The organism is Nocardia sp. CY41, assembly GCF_009829325.1.
Classification (GTDB): domain Bacteria; phylum Actinomycetota; class Actinomycetes; order Mycobacteriales; family Mycobacteriaceae; genus Nocardia.
Genome location: NZ_VUOS01000014.1, coordinates 140,215 through 155,859, shown reverse-complemented (window position 1 = coordinate 155,859; position 15,645 = coordinate 140,215). Strand labels below are relative to the sequence as shown.

The 15,645-nt window shown below is 69.6% G+C and carries 13 protein-coding genes; 8 read left to right on the top strand and 5 right to left on the bottom strand.

Going from position 1 to position 15,645, the window contains the following annotated elements; translation table 11 throughout:
• Positions 1–183 precede the first annotated feature (183 nt).
• Positions 184–2,751, bottom strand: coding sequence for an MFS transporter (locus GVY64_RS17175; protein ID WP_159842530.1), 2,568 nt, complete (start codon positions 2,749–2,751; stop codon positions 184–186).
• Positions 2,752–2,760: 9 nt separating this feature from the next.
• Complete coding sequence (locus GVY64_RS17170) at positions 2,761–3,258, bottom strand: MarR family winged helix-turn-helix transcriptional regulator (protein ID WP_159842528.1); 498 nt, start codon at positions 3,256–3,258, stop codon at positions 2,761–2,763.
• A 134-nt stretch (positions 3,259–3,392) separates the two neighbouring features.
• Between GVY64_RS17170 and GVY64_RS17165 the strand changes: the two genes are divergently transcribed.
• The 3 genes from GVY64_RS17165 to GVY64_RS17155 all read left to right on the top strand — a co-directional run bounded on the left by GVY64_RS17165 (position 3,393) and on the right by GVY64_RS17155 (position 6,607).
• Positions 3,393–4,205, top strand: coding sequence for an APH(3'') family aminoglycoside O-phosphotransferase (locus tag GVY64_RS17165; RefSeq protein WP_159842526.1), 813 nt, complete (start codon positions 3,393–3,395; stop codon positions 4,203–4,205).
• 351 nt (positions 4,206–4,556) lie between these two features.
• Complete coding sequence (locus GVY64_RS17160) at positions 4,557–5,225, top strand: hypothetical protein (RefSeq protein WP_159842524.1); 669 nt, start codon at positions 4,557–4,559, stop codon at positions 5,223–5,225.
• 212 nt (positions 5,226–5,437) lie between these two features.
• Entirely contained in the window at positions 5,438–6,607 is a 1,170-nt protein-coding gene (locus GVY64_RS17155) for a lipase family protein (protein ID WP_159842522.1), read from the top strand.
• Positions 6,608–6,686: 79 nt separating this feature from the next.
• Here the strand turns inward: GVY64_RS17155 and GVY64_RS17150 are convergent, their stop codons facing one another.
• Together GVY64_RS17150 and GVY64_RS17145 are read right to left on the bottom strand one after the other, a co-directional pair.
• Complete coding sequence (locus GVY64_RS17150; RefSeq protein WP_159842750.1) at positions 6,687–7,685, bottom strand: phosphotransferase family protein; 999 nt, start codon at positions 7,683–7,685, stop codon at positions 6,687–6,689.
• A 53-nt stretch (positions 7,686–7,738) separates the two neighbouring features.
• Positions 7,739–8,947, bottom strand: coding sequence for an acyl-CoA dehydrogenase family protein (locus GVY64_RS17145; RefSeq protein WP_159842520.1), 1,209 nt, complete (start codon positions 8,945–8,947; stop codon positions 7,739–7,741).
• Between the two features lie 90 nt (positions 8,948–9,037).
• On the opposite strand from GVY64_RS17145, the gene GVY64_RS17140 reads away from it, so the two are divergent.
• The 4 genes from GVY64_RS17140 (at position 9,038) to GVY64_RS17125 (ending at position 13,366) form a co-directional block, all read left to right on the top strand.
• Positions 9,038–9,640 (top strand): TetR/AcrR family transcriptional regulator, encoded by a 603-nt coding sequence (locus GVY64_RS17140; protein WP_159842518.1) that lies wholly within the window; start codon positions 9,038–9,040, stop codon positions 9,638–9,640.
• A gap of 405 nt (positions 9,641–10,045) precedes the next feature.
• Entirely contained in the window at positions 10,046–11,596 is a 1,551-nt protein-coding gene (locus tag GVY64_RS17135) for a hypothetical protein (protein WP_159842516.1), read from the top strand.
• 425 nt (positions 11,597–12,021) lie between these two features.
• Positions 12,022–12,627, top strand: a complete 606-nt coding sequence (locus tag GVY64_RS17130; RefSeq protein WP_159842514.1) for a ClpP family protease — start codon at positions 12,022–12,024, stop codon at positions 12,625–12,627.
• Positions 12,628–12,772: 145 nt separating this feature from the next.
• Positions 12,773–13,366 (top strand): ClpP family protease, encoded by a 594-nt coding sequence (locus GVY64_RS17125; protein WP_159842512.1) that lies wholly within the window; start codon positions 12,773–12,775, stop codon positions 13,364–13,366.
• Here GVY64_RS17125 and GVY64_RS17120 read toward each other — a convergent pair.
• Positions 13,363–13,743 carry a helix-turn-helix domain-containing protein gene (locus GVY64_RS17120; protein WP_159842510.1) on the bottom strand — a complete coding sequence of 127 codons (381 nt, stop codon included), beginning with the start codon at positions 13,741–13,743 and terminating at the stop codon, positions 13,363–13,365. The genes GVY64_RS17125 and GVY64_RS17120 overlap by 4 nt on opposite strands.
• Positions 13,744–13,872: 129 nt before the next feature.
• Here GVY64_RS17120 and ilvD point away from each other — a divergent pair, with 129 nt between their 5' ends.
• Positions 13,873–15,579, top strand: a complete 1,707-nt coding sequence (gene ilvD / locus GVY64_RS17115) for a dihydroxy-acid dehydratase (RefSeq protein WP_159842508.1) — start codon at positions 13,873–13,875, stop codon at positions 15,577–15,579.
• The last annotated feature ends 66 nt before the right edge of the window (positions 15,580–15,645 follow it).

Genomic DNA, 15,645 nt, shown 5'->3' with positions numbered 1-15,645 from the left:
CACGCAGGCGGGGACGGCCACCCCCGCAGCGCTGCGGTGAGTTCCGGTCGCGGAGCGTCCGTGTGGCGTGGACTGCCGCCGCTGCGTTCTGCGACGCCCATTCCGGCGATCAACCAGGGTCGGGAAACGGCAGGGGGCGGTGGTCCGAACACCACCGCCCCTGGCGAGCGTTGCCCAACCCCGTCAGCGCGCGCGCGGAATATTCTCGGTCGCCTCGTCCTCGAGTTCGTAGCTCAGCCGCACGTCGTGGGCGACCTCGCCCCCGCTGACCGTGACCCGGCTGGTCACCGCCGGGTAGCCGCGCGCCACGACCGTGTAGTCGCCTTCGGCGAGATCCGCGACGACGTAATGGCCGTTCTCGTCGGTGCGCGTGGTGGCCGTCAGTGCGCCCGCCGCGTCGAACACGCTGATCTGCACGTCCGCGATCGCCCGGCCGCCGTCCGACCACGCCGACCCGGCCAGCACCGCCATCGGCGTGAGCTCGATGTCGTGCCGCAGCAGCCCGCTGTCCGGCACGGTGAGCGCGGCCGCGCAGGGACGCATGTGCTCGGCGACCGCCACGACCGTGTACGTCCCCGGCACCACGCCGTGGCACACGTAGGCGCCGTCGGCCGCCGCGGTCGCGGATCCGACGACCTCGCCGCCCAGATCGGCCAGCGTGATGGTCGCCCCGGGCAGCGGCTCGCCGAGGGTGCTCGACCGGACCACGCCGGACACCTCGCCGGAGCCGAGCAAGGTGACGTCGAACTGCTGCGGCCGGTCCCCGACGGCCACGTTGACCGCGGCGGGCTGATGTCCCGCGGCCGACACGATCAGCACGTAACTGCCCGCGTCAGGCGCGGTGACGAGGTAACTGCCGTCCGCGCCGCCGCTGGTCCGCGCGGCTTGCCGCCCGTGCTGGTCGATCAGCGTGAGCGCGGCGGCGGGCACGGGCCTACCGTCCTCGCGGTGCACGTAGCCGCCGAGGGAGCAGCCGTCGTGCTCGGCGCCGTCGAAGCTCGCCCGGGGCTCGCGCCGATAGGCGCCGTTGCCTGCGGGATCGCCCGAGGCGTAACCGCCCGCGGCCGTGGCGAGTACCGGTTCCGGCTCCGACAGCGCCTGCGCGGCGCCCTCCCAAACCTGATCCGCCTCCCAGTGCGACTCGGCGGCTTCGGTCTCTTCGACCGGTGCCTGCGCGGTGGGCGCCGGAACGTCCTGCAGCGGAATCTCCTTCATGAACATCAGCACCACACAGGCCAGCAGCGCGACCCCGGCCGCCGCGTAGAACACGCCGTGCATCGAGTCGGTGAAGCCGGTGAGGATCGGCACCTTCAGCTCATCGGGGAGCGCGGCGATGCCGCTGGTGTTCGACTGCATGCCGCTGAGCTGGTCGGCGCCGAACCCGGGCGGCAGCGCGCCGCCGAACGCGTCGATGATCCGGTGCGGCAGCAAGTTGAACAGGATGGTCAGGAACACCGCGACGCCGAGCGTGCCGCCCATCTGCCGGAAGAACGTGGCCGACGCGGTGGAAACGCCCATGTCCGAGCGCGGTCCGGCATTCTGCGCGGCGATGATCAGCGTCTGCATGCAACAGCCGAGCCCGAGACCGATCACCGCGCCGATCGCCAGCGGCTGCCACAGCGGGCTGTCGTACCGCACCTGCGCGTACAGGGCCGCGCCGACGGCGACGATGAACGTGCCCGCCACCGGCAGGATCTTGTAGCGCCCCGTCCGCTTGGTGATCCGCCCGGCCGCCTGCGAGCCGACGGTGATGCCGAGTACCAGCGGCAACATGAGCAGACCGGCCTTCGTCGGCGAGTAGCCGCGCACGACCTGGAAGTACTGCGGAACCATGGTGATCGCGCCGAACATCGCCACACCGACGATGAACCCGCCCGCGATGGTGACGCTGAAGGTCGAGTTCGCGAACAGCCGCAAGGGAATCAGCGCGGAGTCCTTCATCAGGAACTCGACCAGGACGAACAGCACCAGGCCCGCGGCCCCGATGCCGTAGCAGAGCAGCGACTTCTCCGACGACCAGCCCCAGTGGCGTCCCTGTTCGGCGACGATCAACAGCGGCACCACGCAGATCGTCAGCGTCAGCGCGCCCAACCAGTCGATGCGGTGCCGCTGGCGCTGGTGCGGCACGTTGAGCACCTTGGCCACCACGAGCAGGGCGAGCAGGCCGACCGGGACGTTCACCAGGAACACCCACCGCCAACCTTCGATGCCGCCGAGTTCTTCGTAGTCGGAGAAGAAACCGCCGAGCACCGGGCCGAGCACCGTCGCGGTGCCGAACACCATCATGAAGTAGCCCTGGTACCGCACCCGTTCCCGGACCGGGACGATGTCACCGATGATGGTGAACGCCAACGACATCAGCCCGCCCGCGCCCAAGCCCTGGAACGCGCGGAACGCGGCGAGCTGATACATCGAGCCCGCGAAGGTGCACGCGACCGAGCCGATGACGAACAGGCCGATCGCGATGAGGTAGAACGGCTTACGGCCGTAGATGTCGGCCAGTTTGCCGTACAGCGGCGTGGTGATCGTCGCGGTGATCAGGTAAGCGGTGGTCGCCCACGCCTGTTCATCGAAACCGTGCAAGCTGTTGGCGATCTTGACGATCGCGACGCTGACGATGTTCTGGTCGAGCGCGGCCAGGAACATGCCGAGCAGCAAGCCGGACAGGATGGTCAGGATCTGCCGGTGCGACAGTGACGTGTCCGCGCCTGCGTCCGGGTTCCGCGGAGCCCGGGTGGTGGAAGTCGTCATGGATGAGCCCTATTTCGGATCGGCTGGGTGTCGGGGAGTGGTCTCTATTCCTGCGGTGAGCCGGTCGAGCAGTGTGGTCAGGGTGTCGCGGTCCGATGCGGGCCAGTCGGCCAGGATGTCGGCCAGCCACCGGTTGCGCAGCGCCCGGTTCTCCTCGAAGACGCGTACGCCTTCCGCGGTGGCCGCCAGCACGCACGCGCGGCCGTCGACCGGGTCGGCCCGGCGTTCGACCAGGCCGTGCGCCACGAGCGATCTGCTCTGCCTGCTGATGGTGGACGCCTCGGCGTGCAGCAATTCGGCGAGCCTGCCCGCGCGCTGCGGCCCCTCGTGCACCAGGCAGAACAGCACGGAGTAGGCGAGTCGTTCCAGTCCGTCCGGACCGGGCCTGGCCGGCAGCCACTTCGCCCGGTTGACCGCGCGCATGAACCGGACCAGCCGCTGACCGAGTTCGTCGGCGGCCGCGAGTTCGGCCTCCGTGACTTGGCGCTCGCGAGCGGTTGCGGACATGACACTCACCTCGACGTTCCCCACCGGCAGATTTGATTAGCAAGGACAACTAGTTGCTTTTGGCAACTATACATCCGGGTTGCCCACGATCTGCGGGGTGGGTCGCGCGCGGTCGCGTTGCTACCGTCGATGGCGTGTCCGAGTCGCTTGTCCGCTTTCGTACCGCCCTGCCGTCCGACCGCCGATGGGAACCGGTCGGCAACGGGGAGTCCGGCGCCGAGGTGTTCCGGTCCGCCGACGGCTCGCGCTACGCCAAGTGCGTCGACCCCGGCCGGGCTGCCGACCTCGCGCTGGAACGGGACAAGGTCGTCTGGCTCGACAGCCACGATATCCCCGGGCCCCGAGTGCTGGACTGGCGGACGGACGCCGACGGCGGTGCCTGCTTGGTCACCAGTGCCGTCCACGGCATCGCCGCGGACGCCGTTCCCGTACAAGCACTTTCCGATGCATGGGCGTCCATCGCGGAGGCGGTGCGCCGCCTGCACGATCTGCCCGTCGAGGAATGCCCGTTCGATCGCGGTTTGGCGCGGATGTTCGCGATCGCCCAAGACGTGGTGGTGCGCGGTGCCGTCCACACCGAGTTCCTCCCGCAGGAACAGCAGGACACTCCGCCCACCGTCCTGCTCACCCGGCTGGCCACCGAATTGGGACAGAGGATGACGCAGGAATCCGCGGAAGCCGTGGTGTGCCACGGCGATCTGTGCCTGCCCAACATCATCCTCGATCCGGACACGCGCACTGTCGCCGGATTCGTCGACCTCGGGCGTCTCGGTGTCGCCGACCCGTACGCCGATATCGCGCTGCTCCTGGCCAACGCCCGGGAATCATGGCAGGACGAGCGGCGCGCCGAAGACGCCGACCGCGCCTTCGCCGATCGCTACGGCATCGCACTGGATGCCGCGCGCCAGCGGTTTTTCCTCCATCTGGATCCGCTCACCTGGGGTTAGCTCGGCTGCGCCGCCGGCTCGAGCGGCACGGCGGTGCCTGGGGCCGCCGCCTCGCATGATGCCCGCGAGCTCGTTGCGGCGAAGCGCATCGCGATGACCCGCTTTCGCGCCGAACGAAATCGCGTGCCGGTGCGTCCGCATTATCGATCGCCGGGAACAGCACCGACCACCCGGTCCGGACACGCCGGTATCCCGTACTCCTGGCGTCGCCGCGCCGGAGTTCGGCCTTGCCTGTTGAGCATTCGACCGACAGAATCCCCAGAGATATGCAATGTTGTTATTGCGCAACGGCATTGAGAGGGAACCCACGGTGGCCGAGTAGGCACCGGTAAAAGGGGGTGCGGCGAGATCATGTCGTCGAACACGTCCGGCGGCCGACGCGCCCGCCCAGGCCAGGTCCGGGTCGGACGCGTGCCCACCTGGCCGGGGATGATCTCCGCCCAGGACCCGCCGCCTGTACGGGGCCGGGACCGGCATCGGGCGGTCCGCCCCCGGCGTCGCGCCCGGCGCGGCGCACGCCGGGCATGGCTGGTCGGGGGCGCCGGGCTGGTCGCCTCGCTCGCCGCCGCCGCGCTGGTGCTGGTCTACACGGACGCGGCCTCGGCGCCGCGGCAATCGGCCACCGTGGCGGACCCGGTGCTCGGCGGCGGTCCCGGCTGCGAGCCGACGCGCGGCACACAGCTGGTACGCGGCAACGGAACCGGCTCGACCGCCTCGGGGCCGGACGTGATCCTGGCCTTCCAGCACGCCTACTACGTGACCCGGTCGGGCGCGGTCGCGCGATCGCTGACGGTGCCGGACGCCGCGGTGCCGCCGGTCGCGGTGATCGACGCGGGTATCGCCTCGGTCCCCACGGGGACGCAACACTGCGTCATGATCACCCCCATGCTCGACGGACGCTACGACGTGGTCATCACCGAGCTGCGCCCGGATGCCGCCGCCCGCACCTACCGCCAGTTCGTCACCGTGGCCGCCACCGACGGCGAAGCCGCCATCGTCAAGATCGCCCCACCGAACTGACGGAGCCGCCGAACCCACCGCCCGGGCGTGCCGGCCTTCGCTACGATGCCACTGCCGGGGCGGTCGATCGGCGCGACATGCTCTGCATAAGCGGTCGATTCCAGGGGAGGTCGTCGGTGGTGTTCGCCCGGTGTTGTCTGGTTGTCGCAACGGCTCTTTCGGTGCTGCTCATGCCGTGCGCGCCTGCTCATGCCGAGCCGGAGATTCCGGCGGTGGGGGAGCCGGCGCCACCCGAGCAGGACCCGTTCTACCGGCCGCCCGCCGAGCTCGTCGCCGCCGAGCGGCCCGGCGAGATCCTTTCCGCGCGGCCGGTCGCCATCGCGAATCAACTCGCGGCGCTGGACGCCCAGGCCTGGCAGCTCTCCTATCGGTCCGGCGACAGCGCCGACCAGCCCATCGCCGCCGTCGCGACGCTGCTCAAACCCGCCGCACCGAACGGCAAACTGGTATCCCTGCAGGTCGCCGAGGATTCCACCGGACTGTTCTGCGCACCGTCCTACACGGTGCGCCGGTCGGTGCAGGCCGGTCTGCTCGACGGGCAGATCGATCCGCTGCGCAGTGCCCCGGCGCTGTTGGCGCAGGGATGGACGGTCGTGGTGCCGGACCATCAAGGGCCGAACGCGGCATTCGCCCATGGCCCGCTGGCCGCACGGATCGCACTGGACGGCATTCGCGCCGCGGAGCGTTTCGGCCCGCTGCAACTGCCGGGCGCGGACACCGAGGTGGCGATGTGGGGATATTCCGGGGGATCGATCCCCACCCTGCACGGCGCGGAACTGCGCACCGCCTACGCGCCGGAGCTGAATGTCGTCGGCGTGGTCTCCGGTGGCACCGACGTCGACCTCGAGGTCCTGTCCCGAGAGGCGAACCGGGGTCCGGGCGCTGGGCTGGTCGCGGCCGCTGTCATCGGCCTCGCGCGGGAGGAACCGGAACTGGACGCTTACCTGCGGGCGAACGCGACACCGCGCGGCCGTCAGTTGCTGACCGCCAAGGACCGCAGCTGCGTGCTGCATCAGGCAGCGACCGAACCGTTCCTCGACATCGACAGCCTGGTGCAGGGCGGCATACTGGACACGCCGGTGCTGCGCGCGGTTTTCGATCGCACGAGGATGGGCAAGTCGGTTCCCGACGCCCCGGTCTTCCTGTACCACGCGACCGCCGACTGGCTCGTTCCCATCGGCCCGGCCGACGCACTCGCCTCCGCTTACTGCCGGGACCCCGCCGCCCGAGTCAGCTATATCCGCGACCATTCGAGCGAACACCTGACCCTCAATACGCTCGCCGAGCAAAGCGTGGTCGCCTGGCTGCGCGACCGCTTCGCCGGGATCCCGGCCGACAACGGCTGCATCGTCACCGATGTCGGGTCCATCGCGCTAGGGTGATGACGTGGGCACGGTTGGGCGGTCGATATGGTCAGCCACCTGCCGCACACCCGCCGCCCGATGACGGTGTTCGAGTTCGCTACTCGATCCCGGCGACCTTCCGGCAGCGCCATTCCAGATAGTTGATCAGCATCCAGAAATCCTTGAACGCCGGATTCGTGGTCTGTCCGTGGTGGTAGCGGTAGTAGATCTGCTGGGCGATGACGGCCAGGCGGAACAATCCGAAGACCTCGTAGAACGGCCAGTTCTCCGCCGAGCGTCCGGTGCGTGCGCAATAGTGTTCGACGATCTGCGCGCGGGTCAGCATGCCGGGCAGGTGACTGGGCTGACGGCGGGAGGCCCGCATGACCTCGTCGTCGTCCGCCTGCACCCAGTAGGCCAGCGCCCCACCGAGATCCATCAGCGGATCGCCCAGCGTCGCCATCTCCCAATCGAGCACGCCGACGATCGCGCCCGAGCCCGACGGGTCCAGCACCAGATTGTCCAGGCGGAAGTCGTTGTGGATGACGGTGGTGGCGACGTCCGCGGGCTGGTTGGCGTCCAGCCAGGTCATCACCGCGGCGAAATCGCCCACGTTGTCGGTGCGGGCGTCCACGAAGCGCCGTGACCAGCCCGCTACCTGGCGGCCGACATAGCCCGCGCCACGGCCGATTTCGGTGAGGCCGGCGGCGACGGGGTCCACCTGGTGCAATTCGATCAGGCAGTCGAACGCCGCGGTGGACAAGCGTCGCGCCCGGTCCGGGGACAGGCTGGCGCCCTCGGGCAGATCGCCCCGCAGGATCGTGCCCGCCACCCGCTCCATCACGTAGAACTCGCTGCCGATCACCTCCGGATCGGCGCACCGTGCCACCATCCGCGGCACGTAGCGATAGTGCGGACGCAGCCGCTGTTGCACCAGAAACTCGCGGCCCATGTCGTGCGCGGATGCCGCTTTGGTGCCGCCAGGCGGGCGGCGCAGGATCAGGTCGCGATCCGGGTAACGCAGCAGATACGTCAGATTGGATGCACCTCCGGAGAACTGGCGCACCTCGGGCGGCTCGCTCAGACCGGGTACCTGCTCGGCGAGCCAGGCGTGCATCGCTGCGACGTCGAAGGCGTCCTCCGCGCGGACCGCGGCGGCGTCCGCAGCGTTCACCGGTCGGTTCCGTATTTGCGCAGCTCCTGACGGGCGATCACGCCCAGGTGCACCTCATCGGGGCCGTCGGCGAAGCGCAGGGAGCGAATGCCGGCGAACGCGCGCGCCAGCGGAAAATCCTCGGAAAGCCCGGCGCCGCCGTGCAACTGGATCGCCATGTCGAGCACTTCTTGGGTCATCCGCGGCACGACCGCCTTGATCTGCGAGACCTCACTGCGCGCGCCGGCCAGGCCCTTGGTGTCCAGCAACCAGGCGGTGTGCAGGACGAGCAGCCGCGCCTGGTCGATCGCGACGCGCGCGTTGGCGATGCGCTCGCGGTTCCCGCCGAGGTTGGCCAGCGGCTTGCCGAACGCCGTGCGGGACAAGGCGCGGCGGCAGGCCAGTTCCAGTGCGCGCTCGGCCAGGCCGATGGCGCGCATGCAATGGTGGATCCGGCCGGGGCCGAGGCGGCCTTGGGCGATCTCGAACCCCCGTCCCGGTCCGGCGATCACGGCGTCCAGCGGAAGGCGCACGTCGGTGAAGGTGACTTCGCCGTGGCCGAACGGTTCGTCCAGGTAGCCGAAGGTGGTGAGCATCCGTTCGATCCGCACGCCTGGCGTGTCCAGCGGGACCAGCACCATGGAGTGCCGCTGATACGGATGCGCCGCCGGGTCGGTCAGGCCCATGAAGATGGCGAACTTGCAGTTCGGGTGGCCGATGCCGGTGCTCCACCACTTGCGGCCGTTCAGCACGATCTCCTCGCCGTCCACCACGGCGGTCGCGGCCATGTTGGTCGCGTCCGAGGAGGCGACCTCGGGCTCGGTCATACAGAATGCCGAGCGGATCGTGCCGTCCAGCAGCGGCCGCAGCCACTGCTCCCGCTGCTCGGTGCTGCCGTAGTGCAGCAGCACCTCGGCGTTGCCGGTGTCGGGCGCGTTGCAGTTGAACACTTCCGGCGCCCATCCGGAGCTGCCCATCGCCTCTGCCATCGGGGCGTAGTCGACGTTGCTCAGTCCCGCACCGAGCTCGGGATCGGGCAGGAAGAGGTTCCACAGCCCCGCCGCCCGCGCCTTCTGCTTGAGCTCTTCGACCACCGGGGGGACCGCCCAGGGCGATTCCCGCAAGGCAGCCGCGTGCTCCTCGTCGCGCGGCTCGATCTCGTCGCGCACGAACTGCCGCACCTGATCGGTGAGACGGACGGCTCGGTCGGAATGTGTGAAGTCCATACCCATCCTCGAGGCTCGCTGAGCATTGCTCAACTTCCGGTCGGGTCATTGGTAGCATATTATTGAGCATTGCTCAATATAGGAGGGCGGATGACCGAGGTTGCCGTGGCGGGCGGCCGACGCTCGGCGGACGACCGGCGCAGACAACTCATCGGCATCGGTCTGGGCATGCTGATCGATCGCCCGTGGCACCAGATCACCGTCGACGCGGTCGCGCAGGAGGCGGGTATCTCGCGCGGGTTGCTGTTCCACTACTTCCCGACCAAGCAGGACTACTACGCGCAGCTCGTCCACGCCGCGTCACAGCGATTCCTGCGCGCCACCGGTCCCGATCCGGACGCCGCGGACCCGCTCGCGTCGATGATCGCCAACTTCGTGGGCTACATGCGCAGGCGCAGTGGACCGCTGGTGAGCCTGCTCCGCGCCGCGGGGCAGGACCCGGTGCTCGAGTCGATCATGGAGCGGATGCACGACGAACTGACCGAGCGGGTGTTCGCCGCTCTGGGCCGGCCCGCGCGCTCGACCGCCGAGCGCTTGGTGGTGCGTTCGTGGTGGGCGCTGGCCGAGGACCTCACCGTGCAGTGGCTGTCCCGCGACGATGTCGACCAGGACGGGCTGGACCGGCTGCTGTTCGACATGTTGTCCCGGGTGCTCGACTCGGTGGACGCCGAGCGCTCGGCCGGTCACCGGTGAGCGCCGCCGCAGCGGCGAAACGTTCGCGGATCCGGCGCGGCGCGCCGCGACGATCGCGGCTCGGAGGCCGGTGCGGATCGTGGGCGGCCCGGTGCCGCCGAGGGGCGAATCTCGACAGCACCGGCGTATCCGAACGCGCTGCGGGAGCGCACGCGCCGCCGCGAAGGGAAAGCGCGCCACTCCAGCATAGAGCGATCAATGGTCTGCTGCGCGGTAGGAAGGAAATGCCTGCGACGCGCTGGAAATCACCTCGCGGCGCGTGTGTCGTCCGCGGCGCGCCGAATAGTTTTGCGAGATGGCAAATGAACAGTTTCGCCAGTAGCGGTGGATCGACTATGAATGAGACGTGCCGTTGCCATTCGTGATCACTTGTCTGCCATCGACTCTCCCGTGCGGGGAGCGCTGATGGTCATCGAACATCCCATCGAGGACGAGGTTACACAGCTGGCGAGGCGGGTCGAGAAGGCCCGTGGACGGCTCGCCTACCAGTTCGATCCCGCGCTGACCGAGGCGCTGTCGGAGGACGAACTGTATGCCGAACGTGAGCTCGCCGAACGGATTCGCACCCAGGAGCGCGGACAGCGCTGGAAAGAGGCGCAGGCGGCCGCCGCGGCGTCCGACCGCGCCAGGCAGACCACCGAAGCGATCGAGAAGGCCGACATGCGAGACCTTTTGCTCGCCCGCAAGGCGATTGCCGCGCAACGACGCGAATCCAGCCCGCACGCGAAGCTGGCCTCGCTCTACCGGCATCGGTCCTGGTCGCTGCGCGCGCTGGCCGGCGTCGTCGCGGCGGGCATGTTGTGGTCGGCGGTCAACGTCCAGCACAACATCGCTCCCGGTGGCGCGACCGATCCGCTGTACTGGTTCAGCTACCTGCTCGAAGGCATGATCAGCGTCTGCTTGATCATCATCATGATCGGCACCAACAAGGTCGCCGAGTGGGGTGTGGTGGACAACCGCCGTCAGGTCGCGGCTGCCGAAATGGCCCTGCTGACCTTGACCGTCAGCCTCAACACCTACCCCTACCTGCGTGCGGGCGCGTGGTACGACGCGGCCGTGCACGCCATCGCGCCGGTGATGATCGGCGTCGCACTGCTCATCCACGACGCCGCGAGCGCCCGCTACGGCCTCGCCATCGCCAGGGCCACCGAGCAGGTTCGCGATCTGCCCGACCCGGCCGAGCAGATCCGGCTCACGCTGCCCAGGTACCGGATGCCCACCGCGCCCGAGGCGCCGGGCATCCCGCACGAGCACGTGAACCCCGAACCGCGGCCCGTCGTGGCCGCGCCCCCGGTGGAGGTCGTCGAGCAGGAGGCCGTCGAGGTCGTCGAAACCGACGGCGCGCCGGAGACTTCCGAAGAGCAGGCCGTGGCCGTGGCGCAAGCCGAGACCCAGTGGGCGCCGGTCGAGGCACCGCGGAAGCCGGTGCTGCCCGAGTCGATCGAGGATCTCGACGCGATGGACGTCTTCGGCACGTCGGCGCGCGTCGAAGACACCGTCGTCAACGGAAGTGCGCCGTCGGCCAACGGGAAGAAGCTCGTCGCGAGCGAACCCGCATCGGTCGCGGCCGCCGGCTCCGAGGACCGCCCGGCCGCGCGGGTGCCCGCCGACGAACCGGCCGCGGCGAAGGTGGTCGTCCGGCAGACGCCCCCGGCCAAGCCCCGCACCACGGCAGCCGACACCGAGGCCGCGACGGCGGAGATCCCGGTGGCCACGCGCCGCCCGCAGGCCGAAGCCAAGAGCGACAGCCCGACGCCGGAGCCCAAGAACGGCAAGGACACCCCCAAGCCCGATATCACGCAGCCGCCGACGGCCCGCACGCCGGACATCTACGACACCGGTTCGTTCCGCGTCGCCGACATCCTCGAGCAGGAACTCGCCGAGCTGCAGGCCGAACGCCGCCGCGCCCGCACCAGCAGGCAGCGTTCCGCTTCGACCGCGGGCCGCGAGTCCTAGCCCCCGTTCCGGCGACGATGCCCGTCAGCGCACTCCGCGCCGACGGGCATCGTCGTTCCACGGGCCGGATCCTCAGGCCCCCTCAGGGTTTCGGCTCGGACAGCGGCGCGGTTCCGGCCCATTCCGCCCAGTCGGCGAGCGCGTCGTAGAGTCGCCGCCGTCGCCGGTGCGGACGCCCGCATGCTCCGGTTGCTCGCCCATCTGCCCTTCCGCCTGCGCGATCGTGTGCTCGCCGGGGCGCTGGGGCTGTCCCGGGTCCCGCCGGCGGCCGGAGTGGCGCGATGAGCCGGATCATGTTCGCCGGTGCCACATTCGGGCTGGGGCGACAAGCGGCGCACCGGTCGTCCGTCACCGGCTGCTGAGAGCGGATCTGCCCAGGGCAGCGCGGAACCGGTTCGGTGCCGCTGGTGCGGCACCGTGGAGCCATGGCTCACGATGACAAGACCCCGATGTTCAGCTGGCGGGCGCGCGAGCAACTGCTCAGCCGTCGCATCGTCGTGCTCGACGGCGCGCTCGACGACGACAACGGCACGCTGCTGATGACCCAGCTGCTCACGCTCGCCGCCGAGGATCCCGAGGCGGGTATCTCGCTGTGGATCCATTCGCCGGGCGGATCGGTTCCCTCCATGCTCGCCATCCGCGATGTGATGCGGCTGGTGCCGTGCGAGGTCTCCACGCTCGCGCTCGGATTGGCCTGCAGTGCGGGGCAATTCCTCTTGTCGTCGGGGAGCAAGGGCAAGCGTTTCGCATTGCCGCACGCACGGGTGCTGATGCATCAGGGATCGGCGGGCATCGGCGGCACCGCCGTGGACGTGGAGGTCCAGGCCGACGATCTGCGCTACACCGTCGACACCGTGCTCGGAATCATCGCCGAGGACACCGGCCAGCCCTTCGACCGGATCTACGAGGATTCGCTGCACGACCGCTGGTTCACGGCGGCGCAGGCCAAGGAGTACGGCTTCGTCGACCACATCGTCGACTCGTTCGGGCAGATCGTCCCCCAACGCCAGCGAATCGGGATCTCGGCATGAGCGGTCAGGCCCGGAGGCGGCAGCGCAGCGTGACCACGCAGGTCCCCGTTCATGCCGGAATCGGATACAGCATGAGCGGTCAGGCCCGGAGGCGGCAGCGCAGCGTGACCACGCAGGGCCCCGTTCATGCCGGAAAGGACAGAGCATGAGTACCTACACCATTCCCAATGTGATCGCGCAGCATCCGCGCGGCGGCGAGCGGATCACCGACATCTACTCCCACCTGCTCGCCGAGCGCATCGTCTACCTCGGCACGCCGATCGACTCGGGCGTCGCCAACGCGCTCATCGCGCAGCTGCTGCACCTGGAGTCGGAAAGTCCGGAGCAGGAGATCAACCTCTACATCAACTGTGAGGGCGGGGATCTGTCGTCCATGCTCGCCGTGTACGACACCATGCAGCACATTCAGTCGCCTGTGCAGACCACCTGCGTCGGGCAGGCGATCGCGGTGGGCGCGGTGCTGCTGGCGGGCGGCGAGCCCGGTCGCCGCGCCATGCTCCCGCACGCCAGGGTGGTGCTGCATCAGCCCGCCGCGCGCGGGCAGGGCACGATTCCCGATCTGATCCTGCAGGCCGACGAACTGGTGCGCATGCGCGCGGAGATCGAGTCGATCCTGTCGAAGCACACCGGGCAAACGGTGGAGCGGCTACGCCGCGACACCGACCGCGACCGGGTCTTCACCGCGTCGGCAGCGGTCGAGTACGGCCTTGTCGACCAGGTCCTGGGGCGGCGCGACTAAGCCGCCAGGGCCATCAGTGTGGGCCCGGTAGCGGAACGCGGCGCAGGCCGTCGCAAGAGCGCCATCCGGCGCCGGGCCCGCAGCTGGTCGGCCACCTGTCCGGTGAGCTCGCCCAGTGTGGTGCCGAGGGAGCCGGCCAGGGCGGCGATCATCTCGCTCGACGGCTCTTTGCGTCCCCGTTCCACCTCCGACAGATACTGCGGGGAAATGCCCGCCCGGCGAGCGGTTTCGACCAGCGTCTCGCTGCGGTCCTGCCGCAGTGTGCGCAACTGTTCACCGAGCACCTCGCGCCACAGGGGTTCCGGCGGTGTGCGCAGGTCCTGCTGCCGGTCGTCGCGTCCACCGGGAATCGAGTGCAGTCTCGGGTGCTCGCTCATGAGCAGAGCGTACGGTTCCGGATGGCGGGTCTGCCCGGCATTACGCTCTGGGCGTACGAGCGCCGCGGTATGCGCGGATTCGGCGTGGTCGCCGCGGCGATCGGAGCGGACCGAGCATGATGGGGAACCATGCCCGAGAATTCGAAGGTTCCCGATCTCAAGCCGCGCAGCCGCGACGTCACCGACGGCCTGGAGAAGACCGCCGCGCGCGGGATGCTGCGCGCGGTCGGCATGGGCGACGCGGACTGGGAGAAGCCGCAGATCGGCGTCGCGTCCTCGTGGAACGAGATCACTCCCTGCAATCTGTCCCTGGACCGGCTCGCTCAGGGCTGTAAGGACGGCGTCTTCTCCGGCGGCGGCTTTCCCATGCAGTTCGGCACCATCTCGGTGTCCGACGGCATCTCCATGGGCCACGAGGGGATGCACTTCTCCTTGGTCTCGCGGGAGGTGATCGCCGACAGCGTCGAGACGGTGATGCAAGCCGAGCGGCTCGACGGCTCGGTGCTGCTGGCCGGATGCGACAAGTCGCTGCCCGGGATGCTGATGGCCGCGGCCCGGCTGAATTTGGCGAGTGTGTTCCTGTACGCGGGGTCGATCCTGCCCGGGATCGCCAAGCTCTCCGACGGCAGCGAGCGTGAGGTGACGATCATCGACGCCTTCGAAGCGGTCGGCGCCTGCGCCCGGGGGTTGATGAGCCGCGAGGACGTCGCCGCCATCGAGCGGGCGATCTGCCCGGGCGAAGGGGCGTGCGGTGGCATGTACACCGCCAACACCATGGCCAGTGCGGCGGAGGCGCTGGGCATGTCGCTGCCAGGCAGCGCGGCCCCGCCCGCGACCGACCGCCGCCGGGACGGTTACGCCCGCCGCAGCGGCGAGGCCGTGATCGAGTTGATCCGGCAGGGGATCACTCCTTCCGACATCCTCACCAAACCGGCGTTCGAGAACGCGATCGCGGTGGTCATGGCGTTCGGCGGTTCCACCAACGCCGTGCTGCATCTGCTGGCGATCGCCCACGAGGCGAACGTCGATCTCTCGCTGGACGATTTCGCGCGCATCGGCCGCCGCGTTCCGCACCTCGCCGACGTCAAACCCTTCGGCAATCACGTGATGACCGACGTGGACCGGATCGGCGGCGTGCCGGTCATGATGAAGGCCCTGCTCGATGCCGGGTTGTTGCACGGCGACTGCCTGACCGTGACGGGACGGACGGTGGCGGAGAACCTGGCCGACATCACACCGCCGGACCCCGATGGCAAGGTGATCCGCGCGATGGCCGCACCGATCCATCCGACCGGTGGCATCACGATCCTGTCCGGCTCGCTCGCCCCGGACGGCGCCGTCGTCAAGTCGGCGGGCTTCGACTCCGACGTGTTCAGCGGCACGGCGCGGGTTTTCGACCGGGAACGCGCGGCGATGGACGCGCTCGAGGACGGCACGATCGCGGCGGGCGACGTGGTCGTCATCCGGTACGAGGGACCGAAAGGCGGTCCAGGGATGCGCGAGATGCTCGCCATCACCGCGGCGATCAAGGGGGCGGGCCTGGGCAAGGACGTTTTGCTGCTCACCGACGGACGGTTCTCCGGCGGCACCACCGGCCTGTGTGTCGGACACGTCGCCCCCGAGGCCGTGGACGGCGGACCGATCGCTTTCGTGCGCGACGGCGACCCCATCCGGCTCGACGTCGCCGCGGGCACCCTGGACCTGCTGGTCGACGCCGACGAACTCGCGCGCCGCCGGGAAGGCTGGGCACCACTGCCGCCTCGCTACACCCGCGGCGTCTTGGCCAAGTACACGAAACTGGTCGGCTCGGCCTCGATCGGTGCCGTCTGCGGCTGACGGCCGCGCGACTCTGCGGTCGCAACCGCACAGATCCGAGGGTTTGCAGCCGCACCGCTGAGCGAG